Raw genomic sequence first — 15,508 nt, forward strand, 5'->3', positions numbered from 1 at the left:
CCCGCAGTGCATCGCTCTATATGATTCAATTAAATGCTGCTCGCTGAGACGAAAGCGAAGCGCGCGCGGATAGATCCCCCTCACCCCAGCCCTCTCCCCCAAGGGGGAGAGGGAGGACCGAATTTCCGCATAAACTCCTTTTGACGCTCAACATCCCGCATTTTTGCCATCTCCGGACAAATCACCTATTGTGCAGTGCAAACGAACTTTCGCCTGTGTGGCGCGTTAAGTTGAACGCCGCACCCCAAAGTGAAAAGACATGGGTTGAAAGACATAGCTTGAAAGACATGGGCCGCCTCATCGCCATCTCGAACCGCACCGCCGTGGACCCCAAGGCCCGCGCGGGCGGACTCGCCGTCGCCGTTTGGGAATCGCTGAAAGCCACGGGCGGCGTCTGGTTCGGCTGGAGCGGGGACATCACCGAGAACGAACATCGCGTGCTGCATGGGCATTACGATGACGGGGTCGAGTTCCTGCTGACGGACCTGACCCAGGAAGAACATGACGGTTATTATCTGAATTACGCCAACCGCGTGATCTGGCCGGTTTTTCACTACCGGATCGATCTCGCCTGGTTCAATCGCGACGCCTTCACCACCTACGCCGCCGTCAATCAGCGTTTCGCGCGCCAGATCGCGCCGCGCCTTCAGGACGGCGATATCGTGTGGGTGCATGATTATCACTTCATGCTCATGGCAGACGCGTTGCGTCACGCGGGATGGGCAGGGCCGACAGGCTTCTTCCTGCATATTCCGTTTCCGGCGCCGGAAGTCTTCCGCGCGCTTCCCGAACATCACTGGATCGCGCGCGCGCTTTGCGCCTATGACGTCATCGGCTTTCAGGCGGAGCGCGACCGCTACAATTTCGTGCAATATCTGATCGACGATTGTGGCGCAGAAGACCTCGGCGACGGCCACGTCAAGGTGTTCGACCGCACCACCACGGTGAAAGCCTATCCTATCGGCATCGACGCCGAAGGCTTTCACGCGGCCGCACACAGCGAACTTGCGGATGAAGCCGCGGAACGCATCGGCCGCTTTCTCGGCGGGCGCGAATTCGTCATCGGCGTCGACCGCATGGATTACTCCAAGGGCCTGCCCGAACGGTTCGAAGCAGTCGGGCGCCTCTTCGACAATTTCCCCGACACGCGCGGAAAAGTCTCGGTGACCCAGATCACCCCGCCCTCCCGCTCGAAAGTGGAGGAGTATCAGGAACTCCGGGTCGAACTTGACCAACTGGCCGGCCGCATCAATGGCGATTATGGCGATCTCGACTGGATCCCCTTGCGCTATCTCGCCCGCTCCTACCAGCGTGAGGAGCTTGCCGGGCTTTTCCGCATCGCGCGCGTCGGACTTGTGACGCCCTTGCGTGACGGCATGAACCTCGTCTGCAAGGAATTCGTCATGGCGCAGGACGAGGAGGATCCGGGCGTCCTCATCCTCTCCGAATTCGCGGGCGCTGCAGAACAGCTTCAGGCCGCGCTCATCGTCAATCCTCACGATACGGACAATGTCGCCGAGGCGATCCACGCCGCGCTCAACATGTCCCTCGAAGAGCGCCAGAACCGCTGGCGGCGGCTCGAAAAGGTGATCCGGGAGCAGGATATCGGCTGGTGGCGCGAGCAGTTTCTGAAAGATCTCTCGCCCGGCGGCGTGAATTAGGCGGCTGTTGGTCTTTTGCTTACATTTTCATAGTCTCCTGCCGCTTATGATGCTTCCTTCTCCCCCCTTGCCCGCGCCCGGCGCCGCGCTGTTTCTCGATTTCGACGGCACCCTCGCACCCATCGCCTCAGACCCGGACGCCGTTTTCCTGCCCAAAGGCGGCGCAGAAATTTTACGCGCGCTGTCGGCGAAACTCGGCGGCGCGCTTGCGATTTTGAGCGGGCGCGACATTCGCGATCTCGCAAAACGCGTTCCGGAAGATTTATGGCGCGCAGGCGGCCACGGGCTTGAGGTCTGCGCGCCAGGCGAAGCGCCCGAAGACTTCGCCAACGCGGCGCCGCCCGCGCTTGTGGACGCGCTGACCATGATCGCGGCTGGCGTCGAGGGCGCGCGGCTTGAGCTGAAAGGCGAAGTCCTCGCCCTTCATTACCGCGCAGCGCCCGAGGCCGGTTCCGCTTTGAAAGCCGCCATGGAAAAAGTCATCGCCGGCGCCGACGGCTATATCCTCCAGCCGGGAAAAATGGTGCTCGAAGCAAAACCGGCGCACGCGAACAAGGGCATTACGCTGACGCGGTTTCTTGAAAGGCGGCCCTTCGCCGGCCTGACGCCGGTCATGGCCGGCGACGACGCGACCGACGAAGACGCCATGGCGGAGGCGATTTCCGCCGGCGGCTACGGCGTCAAGGTCGGACCGGGCGAAAGCAAAGCGGCGTACGGGATCGAAGACCCAGCGGCGGTATGGCGATGGCTGGAGGCGGCGGCGCAATGACGCAAGACAAAAAATCTCCAAAGCCCAATCTCGAACTCGGCATTATCGGCAACGGCACGATCGCCGCGCTGATCGACGAAGACGCCAGCGTCGTCTGGATGTGCCTGCCGCGTCTCGACGGCGAGCCGGTGTTCAACGCGCTGGTGGGTGGAGGCGGCGCATTTTCGGTTCAGCTTGCGGGCCAGTGCCGCGCGCGTCAGCGCTATTTAAAAAACAGCGCCGTCATTGAAACCATTCTCGAAGCCGATGACGGATCGGCGGTCGCCATCACCGATTTCGCGCCGCGGTTTTTCGACAAGGGCCGCACGTTCCGTCCTGCTTCCATCGTGCGCCGCATCCGCCCGCTCGCCGGCATGCCGAAAATCTCCGTATCGCTAAAAGCGCAATCGGACCGCGGGGCCACGAACATCGAGCCGGTTCGCGGCGTTTCGCATATCCGTTACAAGAACGATCATGCGGGCTTTCGCGTCACCACCGATGCGCCCGTCTCCTACATCATCGCCGAGCGTGAATTCGTGCTCGACCGCGAGATCAATTTCATTCTGGGCCCGGACGAATCGCTTTCCGACAATCCGGCGGTGATCGCCGCCGAATGGGAAACGCGGACCAATGAAGGCTGGCGCGCCTGGGCCCGGCGTCTCGCCGCGCCGCCGGTCTGGCAGGAAGCGGTGATCCGCGCGGCGATCACGCTGAAGCTTTGCGTTTACGAAGAAACCGGCGGCATTGTCGCGGCGCTGACCACATCCATTCCCGAACATGGCGGCTCGGAACGCAATTGGGATTACCGTTATTGCTGGCTGCGCGACGCCTATTTCACGGTGAACGCCTTGAACCGCCTCGCCGCGGTCGGCACGCTCGAACATTACCTCGCCTATCTCCGCAACACCGTCGCGCATACCAAAGGCGGGCACATCCAGCCGGTCTACGGGATTTCGCTCGAAGAAGATTTGCGCGAAGAGATCGCGCCGGACCTCAAAGGCTATCGCGGCATGGGCCCGGTGCGCTTCGGCAACCAGGCCGCCGAACACATCCAGCACGATGTTTACGGCCATGTGGTGCTTGGCGCCAGCCAGGCGTTTTTCGACGAACGGCTCTTCGCAAAGGCGGGCGAGCTTGAATTCGAACAGTTCGAACTCGTCGGCGAGCGCGCCTGGGCCGTTTACAATACGCCAGACGCCGGCATCTGGGAATATCGCGGCCGCGCCAATGTGCATACGTCTTCGGCGATGATGTGCTGGGCCGCCTGCGACCGGCTTTCGCGCATCGCCGATCATCTCGGCCGCGACGACCGCGCCGCCTATTGGCGCGGGCGCGCCGACGCCATGCGCGCGGTTATCCTGAAAGAAGCCTGGAACGAAAAGCGCGGCGCGTTTACTGGCGCATTCGGCGGCGACGATCTCGACGCCTCGGTTCTGTTGATGGCGGAGATCGGCTTCATCGACGCCATGGATCCGCGCTATGTTGCGACTGTCGAAAAGATCGACGCCGAACTGCGCGAGGGTTATCACGTCTACCGCTACCGCGCGGCGGACGATTTCGGCAAACCGCAGACGGCCTTCACCGCCTGCACCTTCTGGCATATCGACGCCCTCGCCCGCATCGGCCGCACGGACGAAGCGCGCGCCATGTTCGAGGACGTGCTCGCTCACCGCAACCGGCTCGGCATCCTCTCCGAAGACATCAATGTCGCCAAAGGCGAACTCTGGGGCAATTTCCCGCAGACCTATTCCATGGCCGGGATCATCAACGCCGCTGCGCGGCTGTCGCCGCGCTGGGAGGATGTGGTTTAGCGCGCGGCCCGCGCGGGGCGCGCCGCTTCCAACCGCTCAAGCAGAACAGAGATATTCTTCCTGACGGCACCGTCGCTGGCGATGCGCAGTCTCTCAACGCCGGTCATGGCTTCGCCGGCTTTCGCCGTATAGGCCGCTTCGACCGTTTCTTCGTAAATGATGGAAGACGCGTCTTTGACCTTGTAGGCGACGATCGCTGTGACGGTCATGTCGAGCCCGGCGAAAGGCTGCTTCAACTCGACGAGCTCAGCTTCGACTTCATAGGCGCGCCCGCCTGCCGGGAGGATGGCCCACGCCATGCTGTCACGGCGCAAATCCTGCGCGAATTGGCTGACCGCATTTTCTGGCGTTTCCGGCGCGTCAGTCAGAGCACCCGCCTGCGCCGTCACGGAAGCCAAGGCCGCCGCCAAAGCGGCCTGCGCAGGCGGAGGAGATGTTTTCTCTTCGCTCGCGATTGACGCAGTGGGCGCGGGCGCCGCCAGCACAGGAGCCTTTGCAAGCGGCGTCGCCTTGCGCGCTGCTTTGTGCGGCGCCGCAGGCGCAGCCATGTCCTGCACCGGCGGCGAGGCGCAGGCGGCGAACAGGGGGGCGATGAAAAGAAGGACCAGGCGTTTCATGATTTCTTCCGGCTTGTCCCGAATATCGTCGCCGAACGTAAAAATTCCGCTGATTTCCCGTTGCTGTCCATGCGGGCGGCGGGAAAGCCCCTACCCGACCGGCGCCGGTTGCGGCGAAGCGCGGGAGGCCCTATCTCCCGCCCATGACGGGTTTTGACGACATCGCCGGCGACTTTGCGTTCCTCGACGAGTGGGACGACCGCTATAAATATCTCATCGATCTCGGCCGCACTCTGGAGCCCTATCCTGAGGCGTTCCGCGACGACGCCCACAAGGTGCGCGGCTGCGCCAGCCAGGTCTGGCTCTATGCGGAAAGCGATGGCGACGCGATCATCCTCAAGGGCGATTCAGATGCGCATATCGTCAAAGGCCTCGTGGCGCTGCTGATTGCGCTTTATTCCGGCAAGAGCGGCAAAGAGATGCTGGAAGTCGACCCGGAAGCGGCGCTCGCGCCGTTCGATCTCACCGGTCACCTGACGCCGCAACGCTCCAACGGGCTTCATTCCATGATTAAGCGCATCCGCGACATCGCGGCGGAAGATCAGGCCGAATAGCCCATCTGTTTGCGCTCCAGCGCCCCGCGAAGGAACAAGCCATCGGCCTCCGCCTTGCGGATGCGGTCGCGCAAGAGCCGCTCCATATAAGCAAGCTGGACTTCATGGATCGGGCTGTCGCGGCTGTCTTCGATATTGATGCAGGCGTGCGAGACGGTGGAGCGGTCGCGGTTGAACTCGGCGGCGACTTCATAAAGCGACAACTGCCCGACCACATGAGCGAGATACATGGCCGTCTGGCGGGCGCGGGCAAGCTCGGCCCCTCGCCTTTCCGCGGTCATCAACGCCGCATGGGGCAGCCCGTACGCCTCGCACACGACTTCTTTCGCCATGCGCGCGACGAGTCTTATCGCCAGCTGCGAAAACCGATCCGTTGTCCTCGACATCCCGCCTCCAATCCCCGGCCCTGCGCAAGAAACGGGCCTTTTCCGGAAGAGAATAAAAGCGGAAGCAATGCGGTGGATGCGCCGCATGCAAATTAGGACGCGCGCGTGCCGGCGGCTTTTGTTTTGTGCAACAGCGAAAGCGTCAGGCGAGGAACGACAGGACCAGGACAAGCGCAAGTAAAATCGCGGTCCACAAGGCCATGAAGCCGATGGGCCATGACCGCGCCATCTGTCCTTCCGGTCCGTGCACGGCGTAAATGCGCTCCATCAATGCTTGTACGCGGCCGGAGAAAATCCCCCATAAGGCGATCCATGTTGCGCGCGACGCACCAGTCGCCCAGCCGAGAAGCGCCCGTCCCGGCACGCGCCAGAACCAGTCCGTATCAAGATTGGTCGACGGAACTTCGGCCGGGTACCATTTCAGGAGAATGAGAACGGCGAAGGCGAGCACCGCCCAGAGGAGAAGCTGCAACTGCTCGACGACGTGATAGGCGGCGTAAGGATGGTATCCTTCTATCGCCGCCTGGTCTGGCATCAGCGCGTAAAGCGGCTCCGGATAAACGCCGAGGCCGATGCACAGGACCGCCGCAACGCCCATGGCGATGGCCATGCCGATGGGCGCGTCTTTCGGGCGCTTGCCTGAATCATGGGCGAAGAAGGTGAAATACGGGATCTTGATCCCCGCATGTTCGAGGACGCCCGCGGACGCGAAGAGCAGCACCAGCCAGATCCAGAACATATGCGCCTCGCCCGCCGCATCGATAATGAGGCCCTTGGTGACGAAGCCGAGCGTGCCCGGGAATGCGGAAATCGACAACGCGCCGACGATGCAGAGCCCCATGGTGAGGGGCATGGTCTTGTAAAGCCCGCCAAGCTCCGTCGCTTTCGAGGTGCCGGTCCGGTACATGGCGGTGCCGAGCGCCATGAAGAGCAGTCCTTCGAAAATGATGTTGCCGAAGGCGTAGCCCGCCGCGCCGTTGATCGCCCCGAAACCGATGGCGACCACCATGAACCCCACCTGGTTGTTGATGGAATAGGTGAGAACTTTTCTGAGATCGTTTTCGATGAGCGCGAAGAAGATCGGGAAGATCGTCATCACCGCGCCGATATAGACAAGCTCGATGGTCCCCGGAAACGCCCGCGCCAGCGAATAGACCGCAAGCTTGGTCGTAAAGATCGAGAGAATGATCGCGCCGGTGATGGTCGATTTCGGATAGGCGTCCTGCACCCAGTTGTGGAGCAGCGGAAACGCCGACTTGATGCCGAAGGCGAGAAACATGACGAGGGCCGACAACTTCACCAGGCCGTTTTCGTCGCGCAAGCCGATGAAATCGAAAGCGAGCGAACCCGTTTCGCGCCAGATCAGGACGACGCCGGCGAGCAGCAACACGCCGGAGAGAATCTGGATCGAGAGATAACGCATGCCCGAGAGATAAGTGACGCGGGTTCCCGGCGCCCAGACGAGGAAGACCGAAGTGATCGCCGCAACCTCCCACCAGAAAAACAGCGTGATCATGTCGCCGGCGAGAACGCCGCCGAGCGCCGCCGCCGGATAAGCGAGCGTCGCGAAATTCTGCGCCCGGTCGCGCTGGCCCCATGCGTAAATGATGTTGAGCGCCGCCGCGATGTGAAACACCACCGCGAAAATCCGCGACAGGGGATCGAGGCGCACGGTCGTCAGCGTCTCGCCGAACAGCGACACCGCGCCGTAATTGCCGAGGCCCAGCGTATAGAGCTTCACCGCCGAGATCGCCGTCGCAATGAGGAGAATCGGCGAGGCGAGATGGCGCGGGATCGCCAAACACATGAGCGCGCCCACGGTGAGGATGACCGCCGGATTGTTGATGAAGATATCGAGGGCGCCGGTCATCTATTCGCGCTCCTCATAATAGCCTTCCTTGCGGCCCACGAGCTTGCGCAAGTGCTGGCCAGCGAGGACGATGAACATGAAGGCCGCAAAGCCCCAGACCGCGAAGAAAACGCCCCAGCCTTCGACTTCGAAATGCGGATGCTCCTTCTGCCAGGCGGGCACGAAACCGGCGATGGCGGCGGCGATGGACGCGACGATGAGGACGCCCAGAAACGCGTTGCGAAAGCCTTTCTTGTCGGCCCAGCCTTCGTCGCCGTGGTGGTGGTTATCAGACATCACTGCCCCCCGATCAACGGCGAGAGATAATTGTAAAGCGGGTCCGCAAAGAAGAAGAGCAGGAACGCGCCCGCGGCGGTGAAGAGCGGCGGGAGAAGGCAAAGGATCGGCGCCTCTTTCAAGGCGCCCCATTGAATGCTAGCGCCTTCCGCGCCTTGCGGCTTCTCACCGGCTTCCGCCGGTTTCAGATAGAACGCCTGCACCGGGATCGACAAAAGATAGACCACATTGAGGATCGACGAGACCATCAGCACGGCGATGATCGCAAGCTGTCCGGCGTCGGCGGCGCCCAGCATCAAAAAGAATTTCGGCCACGACCCGGCCATGGGCGGCAATCCGATGATCGAGATGGCGCCGAGGAAGAACGCGCCGAAGGTAAAGGGCATCACCCGGCCGAGCCCGCGCATTTCGGAAATCAGCGACTTATGATGCGCCACATAGATCGCGCCGGCGCACATGAAGAGCGTCATCTTGCCGAGCGCATGGGCCGCGATCTGCATCGCCCCGCCCATGACGCCCATGGAAGTCGCGAGCATGGCGCCGAGCGTCACATAGGAAAGCTGCGACACGGTCGAATAGGCGAGCCGCGCTTTTAAATTGTCCTGGTTCATGGCGATGGCGGAGGCGAGCAGGATCGAAATCGCAGCGATCCACATGAAGGGTATGCTCGCGCCCGTCTCCCGCAGGAAATCGATGCCGAAAATATAGACGGCGACCTTGAGCACCGAGAAGACGCCGGCCTTCACCACCGCCACGGCGTGCAGAAACGCCGAAACCGGAGTCGGCGCCACCATGGCGTTGGGGAGCCACGGATGGACGGGCATCAGCGCCGCCTTGCCGATGCCGAAGGCGTAAAGCCCGAGCAAGACGCCGGCAATGGGGCCGACAGCCTCGGCATGCGCGGCCATGATGCCGCCTTCCGTAAACTCCGTCGTCCCGGTGATGGCGTAGGTCCAGACAATGGCGGGGAGCAGCAAGCCGATGGACGTCGCCATCAGCACGCCGAGATAGATGCGCCCGCCCTTGCGCGCTTTTTCGTCGCCATAGTGAGTGACCAGCGGAAAGGTCGAAAGCGTCAGCACTTCATAGAAGATGAAGAGCGTGAACAAATTCGCTGCGAAGGCGACGCCCATGGCCGCGGAAATCGCCACCGCGAAGGACATGAAAAAGCGCGTCTGATGCTCCTCGCCATGGCCGCGCATATAGCCGATGGAATAGACGGAATTAACGAGCCACAAGCCGCTGGCGATGACGCCGAACATCGCGCCTAAGGGTTCGGCCTGAAACGCGATGGGCAAGCCGTCGATCACTTCCAAGAGGACAAAGCCCGGCCGCGCGCCCTCGCCCACCGAAGCGAAAACAATCAGCGCCAGCACCAGCAGCAGGCCGCCGGTGATCAGCGTCGCCGCCTCGCGCAGGTTCGGGCTTTTGTCGAGGAGCCAGATCGCGAGACAGCCGACAAGCGGCAGCGCGAGCGCCAGAGGAATTGCGAGCGCGGGCGAAATCATTGCAAGGGACATTTAGGGGGCCCCTCCCGCCATCATCATCAGGGCCTCGGCGGCGCGGGTGGCGATGTCGCCGGTCAAATCGGTGCGGACGCCGAAATAGATGTTCGCGGCGACGAGAATCCACATGGGGATCAGCATGGAGAGCGGCGCCTCTTCCTTCGGCAGCACGAATTTGCCGTCTTCAGCCGGTTCTCTCAACAGCATCACTTCGGCGACGCGGCCGATATAGGCGAGCGCGATGAGCGACGAGGCGACGATGAGGAAGCCTGCATACCAGTGGCCGGCCTCAAACGCCGCATTCAGGAGATACCATTTGGAGATGAAGCCGACGGTCAGCGGCACGCCGATCAGCGACAGGCCGGAAATGATGAACGCCCAGGTCGTCACCGGCATGCGCTTGGAAAGCCCCGCGAAGGCCTTGATCGAATGGGAGCCCGAGCGCAACACGACGCAGGCGACCGCCATGAAGAGCGCGCCTTTCATCAGTGCGTGATTGAAAATGTGAACGAGGCTGGCGGTGAGGCCTTCGACTGTCGCGAAGGAAAGACCCAGCAGCATGTAGCCGATCTGCGCCACCGAGGAATAAGCAAGCATGCGCTTCACGTCTTCCTGGAAAAGCGCCACGAAGGATGCGGCGAACATGCCCGCAAGCCCCAGCGGCAACAGGACATAGGTGAAGGCGGCCCCGATAAACGCAAAATCGAAATTGAAGACCGAGAAGAAGAACCGGATGATGACATAGACCGCGACCTTGGTCGCCGTCGCCGCGAGAAACGCCGTCACCGCCGAAGGCGCGTAGGTGTAAGCGTTCGGTAGCCACAAATGCATGGGGAACATGGCGAGCTTCAGCCCCATGCCCACAAGGATGAAGGCGAAGCCCGCCTGCACCATGCGATTATCCTGGCCGATGAGCTGTTTCGCGAGGTCCGCCATGTTGAGCGTTCCGGTCGCCTGATACAAAAGCCCGAGACCGATAACGAAGAAGGTCGCGCCGATCGTCCCCATGACGAGATAGTTGAACGCGGCGGTGAGCGCCCGGCGGTCGCGGCGCGCCCCCATGGCGATGAGCGCATAGGTCGAGAGCGACGAGATTTCAAGAAACACGAAGACGTTGAACGCGTCGCCGGTGATGGTGACGCCGAGGAGGCCTGTCATGCAGATCAGGAGCGCGCCGTAAAAGAGCGGCGTCTGGCGCTCGTCGACTTCGAGCTGCACCGAGCGATAGGCGAACGGAAAGACCACAGACGCGATGCCGGAAACCAGCAACAGGACAAGCGCGTTCGCAAGGTCGATGCGGTATTCGATGCCGATAGGCGGGGCCCAGTCGCCGAGCGCATAAGAGATCGGCCCTGTCGCAGCGACCTCGCGGAACAGCGCGATGCAGGCGGCGAAGGTGAGCCACGAGAAAAGACAGGCCCACAAATGCGGCGCGCGGCCCTTGGGCAGGAGGAGCGTGACCGGCGCCGCCATGATCGGCATGATGATGGGCAGAACGGGGAGCTGCGCGATGACGTTCATGACGCCGCCCCTCCCGCAGCAGCCGCTTGCGCGGGCGCGCCGGGCTGATGGCCGAATTCGGCGATGTCGTCCGCCGCCTCGAGCTCGTCTTCTTCGATGGTGCCGTAGGCTTCGCGAATACGGACCGCGAGCGCAAGGCCGACCGCTGTCGTCGCCACGCCGACAACGATGGCGGTGAGGATCAGGACATGGGGCAGCGGGTTCGTATAGACAATGGCTTCAACGGCGCCCCCATGCGCCAGTCCATGCGCGGCGACGGCGGCGGAATGGGCCGCGTCGCCCGCCGCATCGGTGAGCCCGTCCGGCGTGAACTGAAGGCCGGTTTTCGGCGGCGTCTTGTCCACATGGGAGAGCGTGTTGGCGATCTTGTCGCCGGCGTCGGGCAGCGTGTGAAGCGAGTCGGCGCCTTCAGGCTGCGGCGCAGTTTTCAGCGCTTCTTTGAGGTCGTTGCCATGGTCGAGAGCGGAATTGTCGATTTTCGAATGGAGGGTTTCTTTAAGACCGTCTTCAGCGTCGAGCGCGGTGTTGTCGATTTTCGAGTGCGCCCCTTCGGCGCTTGTATGGGCGGTTTCCGCGCCATGCGCCGCCTCTTCGCCATGTTCGGCCCCCTCTCCGCCGTCAGGCCCATGATGCGCCGCGGCGTCGAGCTCATCGCCCATATAGATCGGCGCCGTGCCGCCAAAAATCTTGCCGATGGAAATGTAATAGATGAAGACGGAGGTCTGGAAGATATTGAGCCCGACGATCTTCTTCACCAGATTGCCGCGCGCAAAGACGGTGTAAAGACCGACCATCATCAACAGGATGAAGATCCAGTAATTATACCGCGCAAGGATGAAGTCGACCCAGTCCATCCTCTACCAGTCTTCCTGATCGATGTCCGGCTCGCGGCCCGTAAAGTGATAAAAGATCGTCAGCATGGTGGAGGCGACCGCCGTCCCCACGCCCCATTCGACGAGAATGATGCCGTAATGCTGGCCCGCATGATGGGTCGAGGCCGGAACCAGAGCGTCATAGGAAAGCAGGTTGGCGCCGAGCAGCATGGTGGCGAGACCGGTGCCCGCATAAAACAGGAAGCCGACGACCATGATGATGGTCAGCGCCTTTTGCGGCAAGACTTTCTTGGTTTCCTCAAGCCCGAAGCAGAAGGCGTGCAGGATGAAGGCGACGGCGAAAATGACGCCCGCCTGAAAGCCGCCGCCCGGACCGTAGTCGCCGTGAAACTGGACATAGAGCGCGAAGAGAATGATCGGCGCGAAGAGAAGTTTCGAGGTCACGCGGAGAATGAGATGATCCATTATTCACCCTCCGCTTTGTTTCTGGCGACCCCGTTGCCCGTATCCTTCACGTCGCGGCCGCCGCGCACGGAGCCGATGCCGAGAAGCAGCATCACCGCGACGCCGGCGGTGAAGATCACCATGGTCTCGCCCATGGTGTCGAAGCCGCGATAGCTCGCCAAAACCGCGGTCACGATGTTCGGCATGGGAATTTCCGACGCCGTGCGCTCCACATATTGCTGGCCGATATAGTTGTTCGCCGGGGCCTGCGCGTCGCCGAAAGCCGGCATGTCGATCGTCGCATAGAAAAGCGCCGCGCCTGTCGCGATGACAGCCGCGAGCGCCACCGGCGCTCGGCCCGGCCGTTTCGGCTTTTCGCGCCGCGCGGTGAGCAGCATCCCGCCGAGCATCAGCACCGTTGAAATGCCTGCGCCCACCGCCGCTTCGGTGAAGGCGACGTCCACAGCATCGAGGGAGACGAAAAACGCCGCGGAAAGCAGCGAATAAATCCCCGACAGCATGACGACAGCGAAAAGATGCCGCGATTTCAGCATCGCGGTCGCCACCATGATGAGCATGGTTAGAAGCGCCAGATCTATGAGGAAGACCGGCGACAGGGTCGGCGAATAGCCGCTCATTCGCTTGTCTCCCGATATTTCAGCTCCGGACCTTCAAGCGGCTTGAAGCCAACCATCCAGGCGGAATGGGCGATGGCGTGGGTCGCGACGGGCGAGGTGAGAAACAAAAACGCGCCGATAAAGAAAAGCTTCACTGCGACGATCCAGGTCGGCGACTGCAACAGCATGCCGATCAGGATCATTTCCGCGCCGCCGGTATCGGTGACGCCCGCTGCATGAAGGCGCGTGTAGAAATCAGGAAAACGGATAAGACCGAGCGAACCGGAAATCACCGCGAGCCCGCCGAAAATGAAGCAGGCCCAGCTCAAGATATCGCGGGCGAGTTCAAGCTCGGACCAGACGTTGCCAATGGCTTCGATCACGCCAACTCCTCCCGCGAGCGGCGGTAGGAGAAGAACCGCAGGATCGCAATGGTCGAGGCGAAATTGATGAGCGCATAAAGCAGCGCAATGTCGAGGAAATCGGGCCGCCCCGTGACGAATCCCATCAGCCCGATGAGAAGCACCGTCTTGGTGCCGAAGGAGTTGCCCGCAAGGATGCGGTCGTAAAGCGAGGGCCCCGCAAAGGCGCGCACCAGGGTCAAGACCATGGCGGCGATCACGGCGGCGATCACGGCGGCGAACATTACGATGCGCCTCCCGCCTTTATCCGTTCGGCTTTCGCGACCCGTTCGCCCATATCAGTGATCGCGGCGACGTCGCAGAGCTCTTCGGTGAGCCCATGGACGAGGATTTCATTCTCGCGCAGATCCACCGCCACCGTGCCCGGCGTCAGCGTGATGGAATTGGCAAAAGTCGCCTTTCCAACGGAGCTTTTCGGCGGACAGGGCACAGTGAAGAATTTGGGCGAAAGCTTCGGCTCGACGCTGAGCGCTTGGCGCATGACGATAAGGTTCGCCTTGCCGATCTCGCCGCCGAGCCAGAGCCAATAGCCGAGAATGCGCGGCATCAGGCTCATGGGAACGCTGTCATCGTCGAGAACCCCGGCGCGTTTGGCGAGCCAGGCGGAAAAGAGGACCGAGACGACGCCGAAGCCGAGCAACAGCGCCTTGTCGAAATAGCCCGACAAAAGCAGCCAGAGCGCGGCCAGCGCCAGAACGAGGATGATAAATCGCCCCATCAGCCCTCTTTGAGGAACCTCAAAAAAACCCGCGCTTCCTTAAACCAGCGCTGCATACAAAGGAAAGCCCGGGACAGGCGGAATCGTCGTCCCCGGGCGGCGGACGCGGAAATGTCGCAGATTTATCGGAGAAATCAACGGCTTGACGGAGAGAATCAGCGACTTTCCGGGCCAGTCCGTCACGCCCCGACCGACAGGGAAAGCTTGCGCAGGAGATTGGCGAGGGTTTTCTTTTCCTCGCCCGTCAGCCCTTTGAGAAGCTCCGCCTCGCGCGCCATGTCTTCGCGGATCGCCTGTTCCACCAGCTTTCGGCCTTTCGCCGTGAGCTGCACGGTCATTGAGCGCGCATCTTCTTTTGAGGCGCGCCGGCGGATGAGGCCCGCCGCCTCGAGCCGCGAAAGCCTGTTCGTCAGTCCGCCCGAAGAAATCATCAGCGTCTGGTAGATTTCGGTGGGGCGCAATTCATAAGGCTCGCCTGCGCGGCGCAGCGCCGTCAGCACATAAAACTGCCCGCCATCGATGCCGTAAGCTTTCAGCAGCGGGACAATTTCCTCCGACACTTTTCGCGAGATGCGCCGGGCCCTCCCGAAAATCTCCATGCCGGCCGTATCCATGTCCGGCATTTCCTCCGCCCACTGGCGCACCAGCAAATCCACATGATCGTGCATGAAAGGCCTCTCCTCACCTTCGCGCCAGCGCCGATAATTATCTTGACATCAAGATATTTTGATTTATCTTGATGTCAAGATATTTTTGGATTGCGACATGATCGACATTTATTACGCGGCGACGCCCAATGGACTGAAGCTGAAGATCTTCATGGAGGAGACGGGGATCGAGCATCGGATCGTTCCTGTGCGTCTCGGCAAGGGCGAGCAGTTCAAGCCCGATTTTCTCGCGATCTCTCCCAACAACAAGATTCCCGCGCTTGTCGATCACGCGCCGGTTGATGGCGGCGCGCCGATCGCGCTATTCGAATCCTGCGCCATGCTCGCCTATCTCGGCGAGAAGACAGGGTTGTTTTTTCCGAAGGCGGCGCGCGCGCAGCTTGAAGTGAAGCAATGGCTCATGTGGCAGGCCGCGGGCCTCGGCCCCATGGCGGGACAGGCGGGGCATTTCCGCGCCCATGCGGCAGACAAGATCGCTTACGCGATTGATCGGTACACGAAGGAAACGGCCCGGCTATACAGCGTCCTCGACAAAAGGTTGCAAGGCCGCGACTTCATCTGCGGCGAGTATTCCGTCGCTGACATGGCCGCCTATCCCTGGGTCGTTCCCCATGCAGGGCTGGGCCAAAATCTTTCAGACTTTCCTGATCTCAACCGCTGGTTTGAAACCATCAGCAAACGCCCCGCCGTCCTCCGCGCTTATGAAGGCGTCGAAGACCCTTACGCCGCCGGCGCCAAACCCATGAGCGATGAGGAACGCGAAATTCTCTTCGGCCGCATCCAGAAATCAACGTCAAGAGAAGCCAAGGATCGCTAAAACCGACCACCCCACCGTTCCCTTCTTTCCGCTCCGCGAG

At 61.7% G+C, this 15,508-nt stretch carries 17 protein-coding genes and 2 pseudogenes; 5 read left to right on the forward strand and 14 right to left on the reverse strand.

What is annotated here, in order from left to right:
* Positions 1-287: 287 nt before the first annotated feature.
* The 3 genes from ACQY5P_RS07185 to ACQY5P_RS07195 are packed head-to-tail and all read left to right on the forward strand — an operon-like array spanning position 288 to position 4,220.
* A complete protein-coding gene (locus ACQY5P_RS07185; RefSeq protein WP_428410638.1) occupies positions 288-1,661 on the forward strand; it encodes an alpha,alpha-trehalose-phosphate synthase (UDP-forming) in 1,374 nt (457 codons plus the stop codon).
* Between the two features lie 46 nt (positions 1,662-1,707).
* Positions 1,708-2,430, forward strand: coding sequence for a trehalose-phosphatase (gene otsB / locus ACQY5P_RS07190; protein WP_428410057.1), 723 nt, complete (start codon positions 1,708-1,710; stop codon positions 2,428-2,430).
* Positions 2,427-4,220, forward strand: a complete 1,794-nt coding sequence (locus tag ACQY5P_RS07195) for a glycoside hydrolase family 15 protein (RefSeq protein WP_428410058.1) — start codon at positions 2,427-2,429, stop codon at positions 4,218-4,220. The genes otsB and ACQY5P_RS07195 overlap by 4 nt, the downstream gene beginning before the upstream one ends.
* Here the strand turns inward: ACQY5P_RS07195 and ACQY5P_RS07200 are convergent.
* Positions 4,217-4,837: a hypothetical protein gene (locus tag ACQY5P_RS07200; RefSeq protein ID WP_428410059.1), complete on the reverse strand. Its 621-nt coding sequence runs from the start codon at positions 4,835-4,837 to the stop codon at positions 4,217-4,219. The genes ACQY5P_RS07195 and ACQY5P_RS07200 overlap by 4 nt on opposite strands.
* A gap of 143 nt (positions 4,838-4,980) precedes the next feature.
* On the opposite strand from ACQY5P_RS07200, the gene ACQY5P_RS07205 reads away from it, so the two are divergent.
* On the forward strand, positions 4,981-5,391 hold the full coding sequence (locus ACQY5P_RS07205) for a SufE family protein (protein WP_428410060.1): 411 nt from the start codon (positions 4,981-4,983) through the stop codon (positions 5,389-5,391).
* Here the strand turns inward: ACQY5P_RS07205 and ACQY5P_RS07210 are convergent.
* The 13 genes and pseudogenes from ACQY5P_RS07210 to ACQY5P_RS07270 form a co-directional block, all read right to left on the reverse strand.
* Entirely contained in the window at positions 5,379-5,777 is a 399-nt protein-coding gene (locus ACQY5P_RS07210; protein ID WP_428410061.1) for a helix-turn-helix domain-containing protein, read from the reverse strand. The two genes, ACQY5P_RS07205 and ACQY5P_RS07210, sit on opposite strands and share 13 nt — an antisense overlap.
* A gap of 142 nt (positions 5,778-5,919) precedes the next feature.
* On the reverse strand, positions 5,920-7,647 hold the full coding sequence (locus ACQY5P_RS07215) for a Na(+)/H(+) antiporter subunit D (RefSeq protein WP_428410062.1): 1,728 nt from the start codon (positions 7,645-7,647) through the stop codon (positions 5,920-5,922).
* Positions 7,648-7,923 carry a hypothetical protein gene (locus ACQY5P_RS07220; RefSeq protein WP_428410063.1) on the reverse strand — a complete coding sequence of 92 codons (276 nt, stop codon included), beginning with the start codon at positions 7,921-7,923 and terminating at the stop codon, positions 7,648-7,650.
* Positions 7,923-9,443, reverse strand: a complete 1,521-nt coding sequence (locus ACQY5P_RS07225; protein ID WP_428410064.1) for a proton-conducting transporter membrane subunit — start codon at positions 9,441-9,443, stop codon at positions 7,923-7,925. The genes ACQY5P_RS07220 and ACQY5P_RS07225 overlap by 1 nt, the downstream gene beginning before the upstream one ends.
* The gene (locus ACQY5P_RS07230) at positions 9,444-10,949 is read right to left on the reverse strand and encodes a monovalent cation/H+ antiporter subunit D family protein (protein ID WP_428410065.1); all 1,506 of its coding nucleotides are present in this window, start codon (positions 10,947-10,949) and stop codon (positions 9,444-9,446) included.
* Positions 10,946-11,218, reverse strand: a pseudogene (locus ACQY5P_RS07235) (sodium:proton antiporter); the annotation flags it as partial. The gene ACQY5P_RS07230 and the pseudogene ACQY5P_RS07235, both read right to left, overlap by 4 nt.
* 426 nt (positions 11,219-11,644) lie before the next feature.
* Positions 11,645-11,803, reverse strand: a pseudogene (locus tag ACQY5P_RS07240) (NADH-quinone oxidoreductase subunit K); the annotation flags it as partial.
* Between the two features lie 3 nt (positions 11,804-11,806).
* The gene (locus ACQY5P_RS07245) at positions 11,807-12,247 is read right to left on the reverse strand and encodes a Na(+)/H(+) antiporter subunit B (RefSeq protein WP_428410066.1); all 441 of its coding nucleotides are present in this window, start codon (positions 12,245-12,247) and stop codon (positions 11,807-11,809) included.
* Positions 12,247-12,864: a DUF4040 domain-containing protein gene (locus ACQY5P_RS07250; RefSeq protein ID WP_428410067.1), complete on the reverse strand. Its 618-nt coding sequence runs from the start codon at positions 12,862-12,864 to the stop codon at positions 12,247-12,249. Before ACQY5P_RS07250 ends, ACQY5P_RS07245 begins: the two co-directional genes overlap by 1 nt.
* Positions 12,861-13,226, reverse strand: coding sequence for a monovalent cation/H(+) antiporter subunit G (gene mnhG, locus ACQY5P_RS07255; RefSeq protein WP_428410068.1), 366 nt, complete (start codon positions 13,224-13,226; stop codon positions 12,861-12,863). The genes ACQY5P_RS07250 and mnhG overlap by 4 nt, the downstream gene beginning before the upstream one ends.
* Complete coding sequence (locus tag ACQY5P_RS07260; protein ID WP_428410069.1) at positions 13,223-13,489, reverse strand: monovalent cation/H+ antiporter complex subunit F; 267 nt, start codon at positions 13,487-13,489, stop codon at positions 13,223-13,225. The genes mnhG and ACQY5P_RS07260 overlap by 4 nt, the downstream gene beginning before the upstream one ends.
* Positions 13,489-13,983: a Na+/H+ antiporter subunit E gene (locus ACQY5P_RS07265; protein ID WP_428410070.1), complete on the reverse strand. Its 495-nt coding sequence runs from the start codon at positions 13,981-13,983 to the stop codon at positions 13,489-13,491. Before ACQY5P_RS07265 ends, ACQY5P_RS07260 begins: the two co-directional genes overlap by 1 nt.
* Positions 13,984-14,162: 179 nt before the next feature.
* The gene (locus tag ACQY5P_RS07270) at positions 14,163-14,651 is read right to left on the reverse strand and encodes a MarR family winged helix-turn-helix transcriptional regulator (protein WP_428410071.1); all 489 of its coding nucleotides are present in this window, start codon (positions 14,649-14,651) and stop codon (positions 14,163-14,165) included.
* Positions 14,652-14,748: 97 nt separating this feature from the next.
* Here ACQY5P_RS07270 and ACQY5P_RS07275 point away from each other — a divergent pair, with 97 nt between their 5' ends.
* Complete coding sequence (locus ACQY5P_RS07275; RefSeq protein WP_428410072.1) at positions 14,749-15,468, forward strand: glutathione binding-like protein; 720 nt, start codon at positions 14,749-14,751, stop codon at positions 15,466-15,468.
* Positions 15,469-15,508 lie beyond the last annotated feature (40 nt).

Source organism: Hyphococcus sp. (genome assembly GCF_965267305.1).
In the GTDB taxonomy this organism is placed as follows: domain Bacteria; phylum Pseudomonadota; class Alphaproteobacteria; order Caulobacterales; family Parvularculaceae; genus Hyphococcus.

Bases quoted from the DNA above. Each gene is read 5' to 3' on its own strand.
- ACQY5P_RS07185 (WP_428410638.1), top strand. From the start codon at position 288: ATGGGCCGCCTCATCGCCATCTCGAACCGCACCGCCGTGGACCCCAAG.
- otsB (WP_428410057.1), top strand. From the start codon at position 1,708: ATGATGCTTCCTTCTCCCCCCTTGCCCGCGCCCGGCGCCGCGCTGTTT.
- ACQY5P_RS07195 (WP_428410058.1), top strand. From the start codon at position 2,427: ATGACGCAAGACAAAAAATCTCCAAAGCCCAATCTCGAACTCGGCATT.
- ACQY5P_RS07200 (WP_428410059.1), bottom strand. From the start codon at position 4,837: ATGAAACGCCTGGTCCTTCTTTTCATCGCCCCCCTGTTCGCCGCCTGC.
- ACQY5P_RS07205 (WP_428410060.1), top strand. From the start codon at position 4,981: ATGACGGGTTTTGACGACATCGCCGGCGACTTTGCGTTCCTCGACGAG.
- ACQY5P_RS07210 (WP_428410061.1), bottom strand. From the start codon at position 5,777: ATGTCGAGGACAACGGATCGGTTTTCGCAGCTGGCGATAAGACTCGTC.
- ACQY5P_RS07215 (WP_428410062.1), bottom strand. From the start codon at position 7,647: ATGACCGGCGCCCTCGATATCTTCATCAACAATCCGGCGGTCATCCTC.
- ACQY5P_RS07220 (WP_428410063.1), bottom strand. From the start codon at position 7,923: ATGTCTGATAACCACCACCACGGCGACGAAGGCTGGGCCGACAAGAAA.
- ACQY5P_RS07225 (WP_428410064.1), bottom strand. From the start codon at position 9,443: ATGTCCCTTGCAATGATTTCGCCCGCGCTCGCAATTCCTCTGGCGCTC.
- ACQY5P_RS07230 (WP_428410065.1), bottom strand. From the start codon at position 10,949: ATGAACGTCATCGCGCAGCTCCCCGTTCTGCCCATCATCATGCCGATC.
- ACQY5P_RS07245 (WP_428410066.1), bottom strand. From the start codon at position 12,247: ATGGATCATCTCATTCTCCGCGTGACCTCGAAACTTCTCTTCGCGCCG.
- ACQY5P_RS07250 (WP_428410067.1), bottom strand. From the start codon at position 12,864: ATGAGCGGCTATTCGCCGACCCTGTCGCCGGTCTTCCTCATAGATCTG.
- ACQY5P_RS07260 (WP_428410069.1), bottom strand. From the start codon at position 13,489: ATGTTCGCCGCCGTGATCGCCGCCGTGATCGCCGCCATGGTCTTGACC.
- ACQY5P_RS07265 (WP_428410070.1), bottom strand. From the start codon at position 13,983: ATGGGGCGATTTATCATCCTCGTTCTGGCGCTGGCCGCGCTCTGGCTG.
- ACQY5P_RS07270 (WP_428410071.1), bottom strand. From the start codon at position 14,651: ATGCACGATCATGTGGATTTGCTGGTGCGCCAGTGGGCGGAGGAAATG.
- ACQY5P_RS07275 (WP_428410072.1), top strand. From the start codon at position 14,749: ATGATCGACATTTATTACGCGGCGACGCCCAATGGACTGAAGCTGAAG.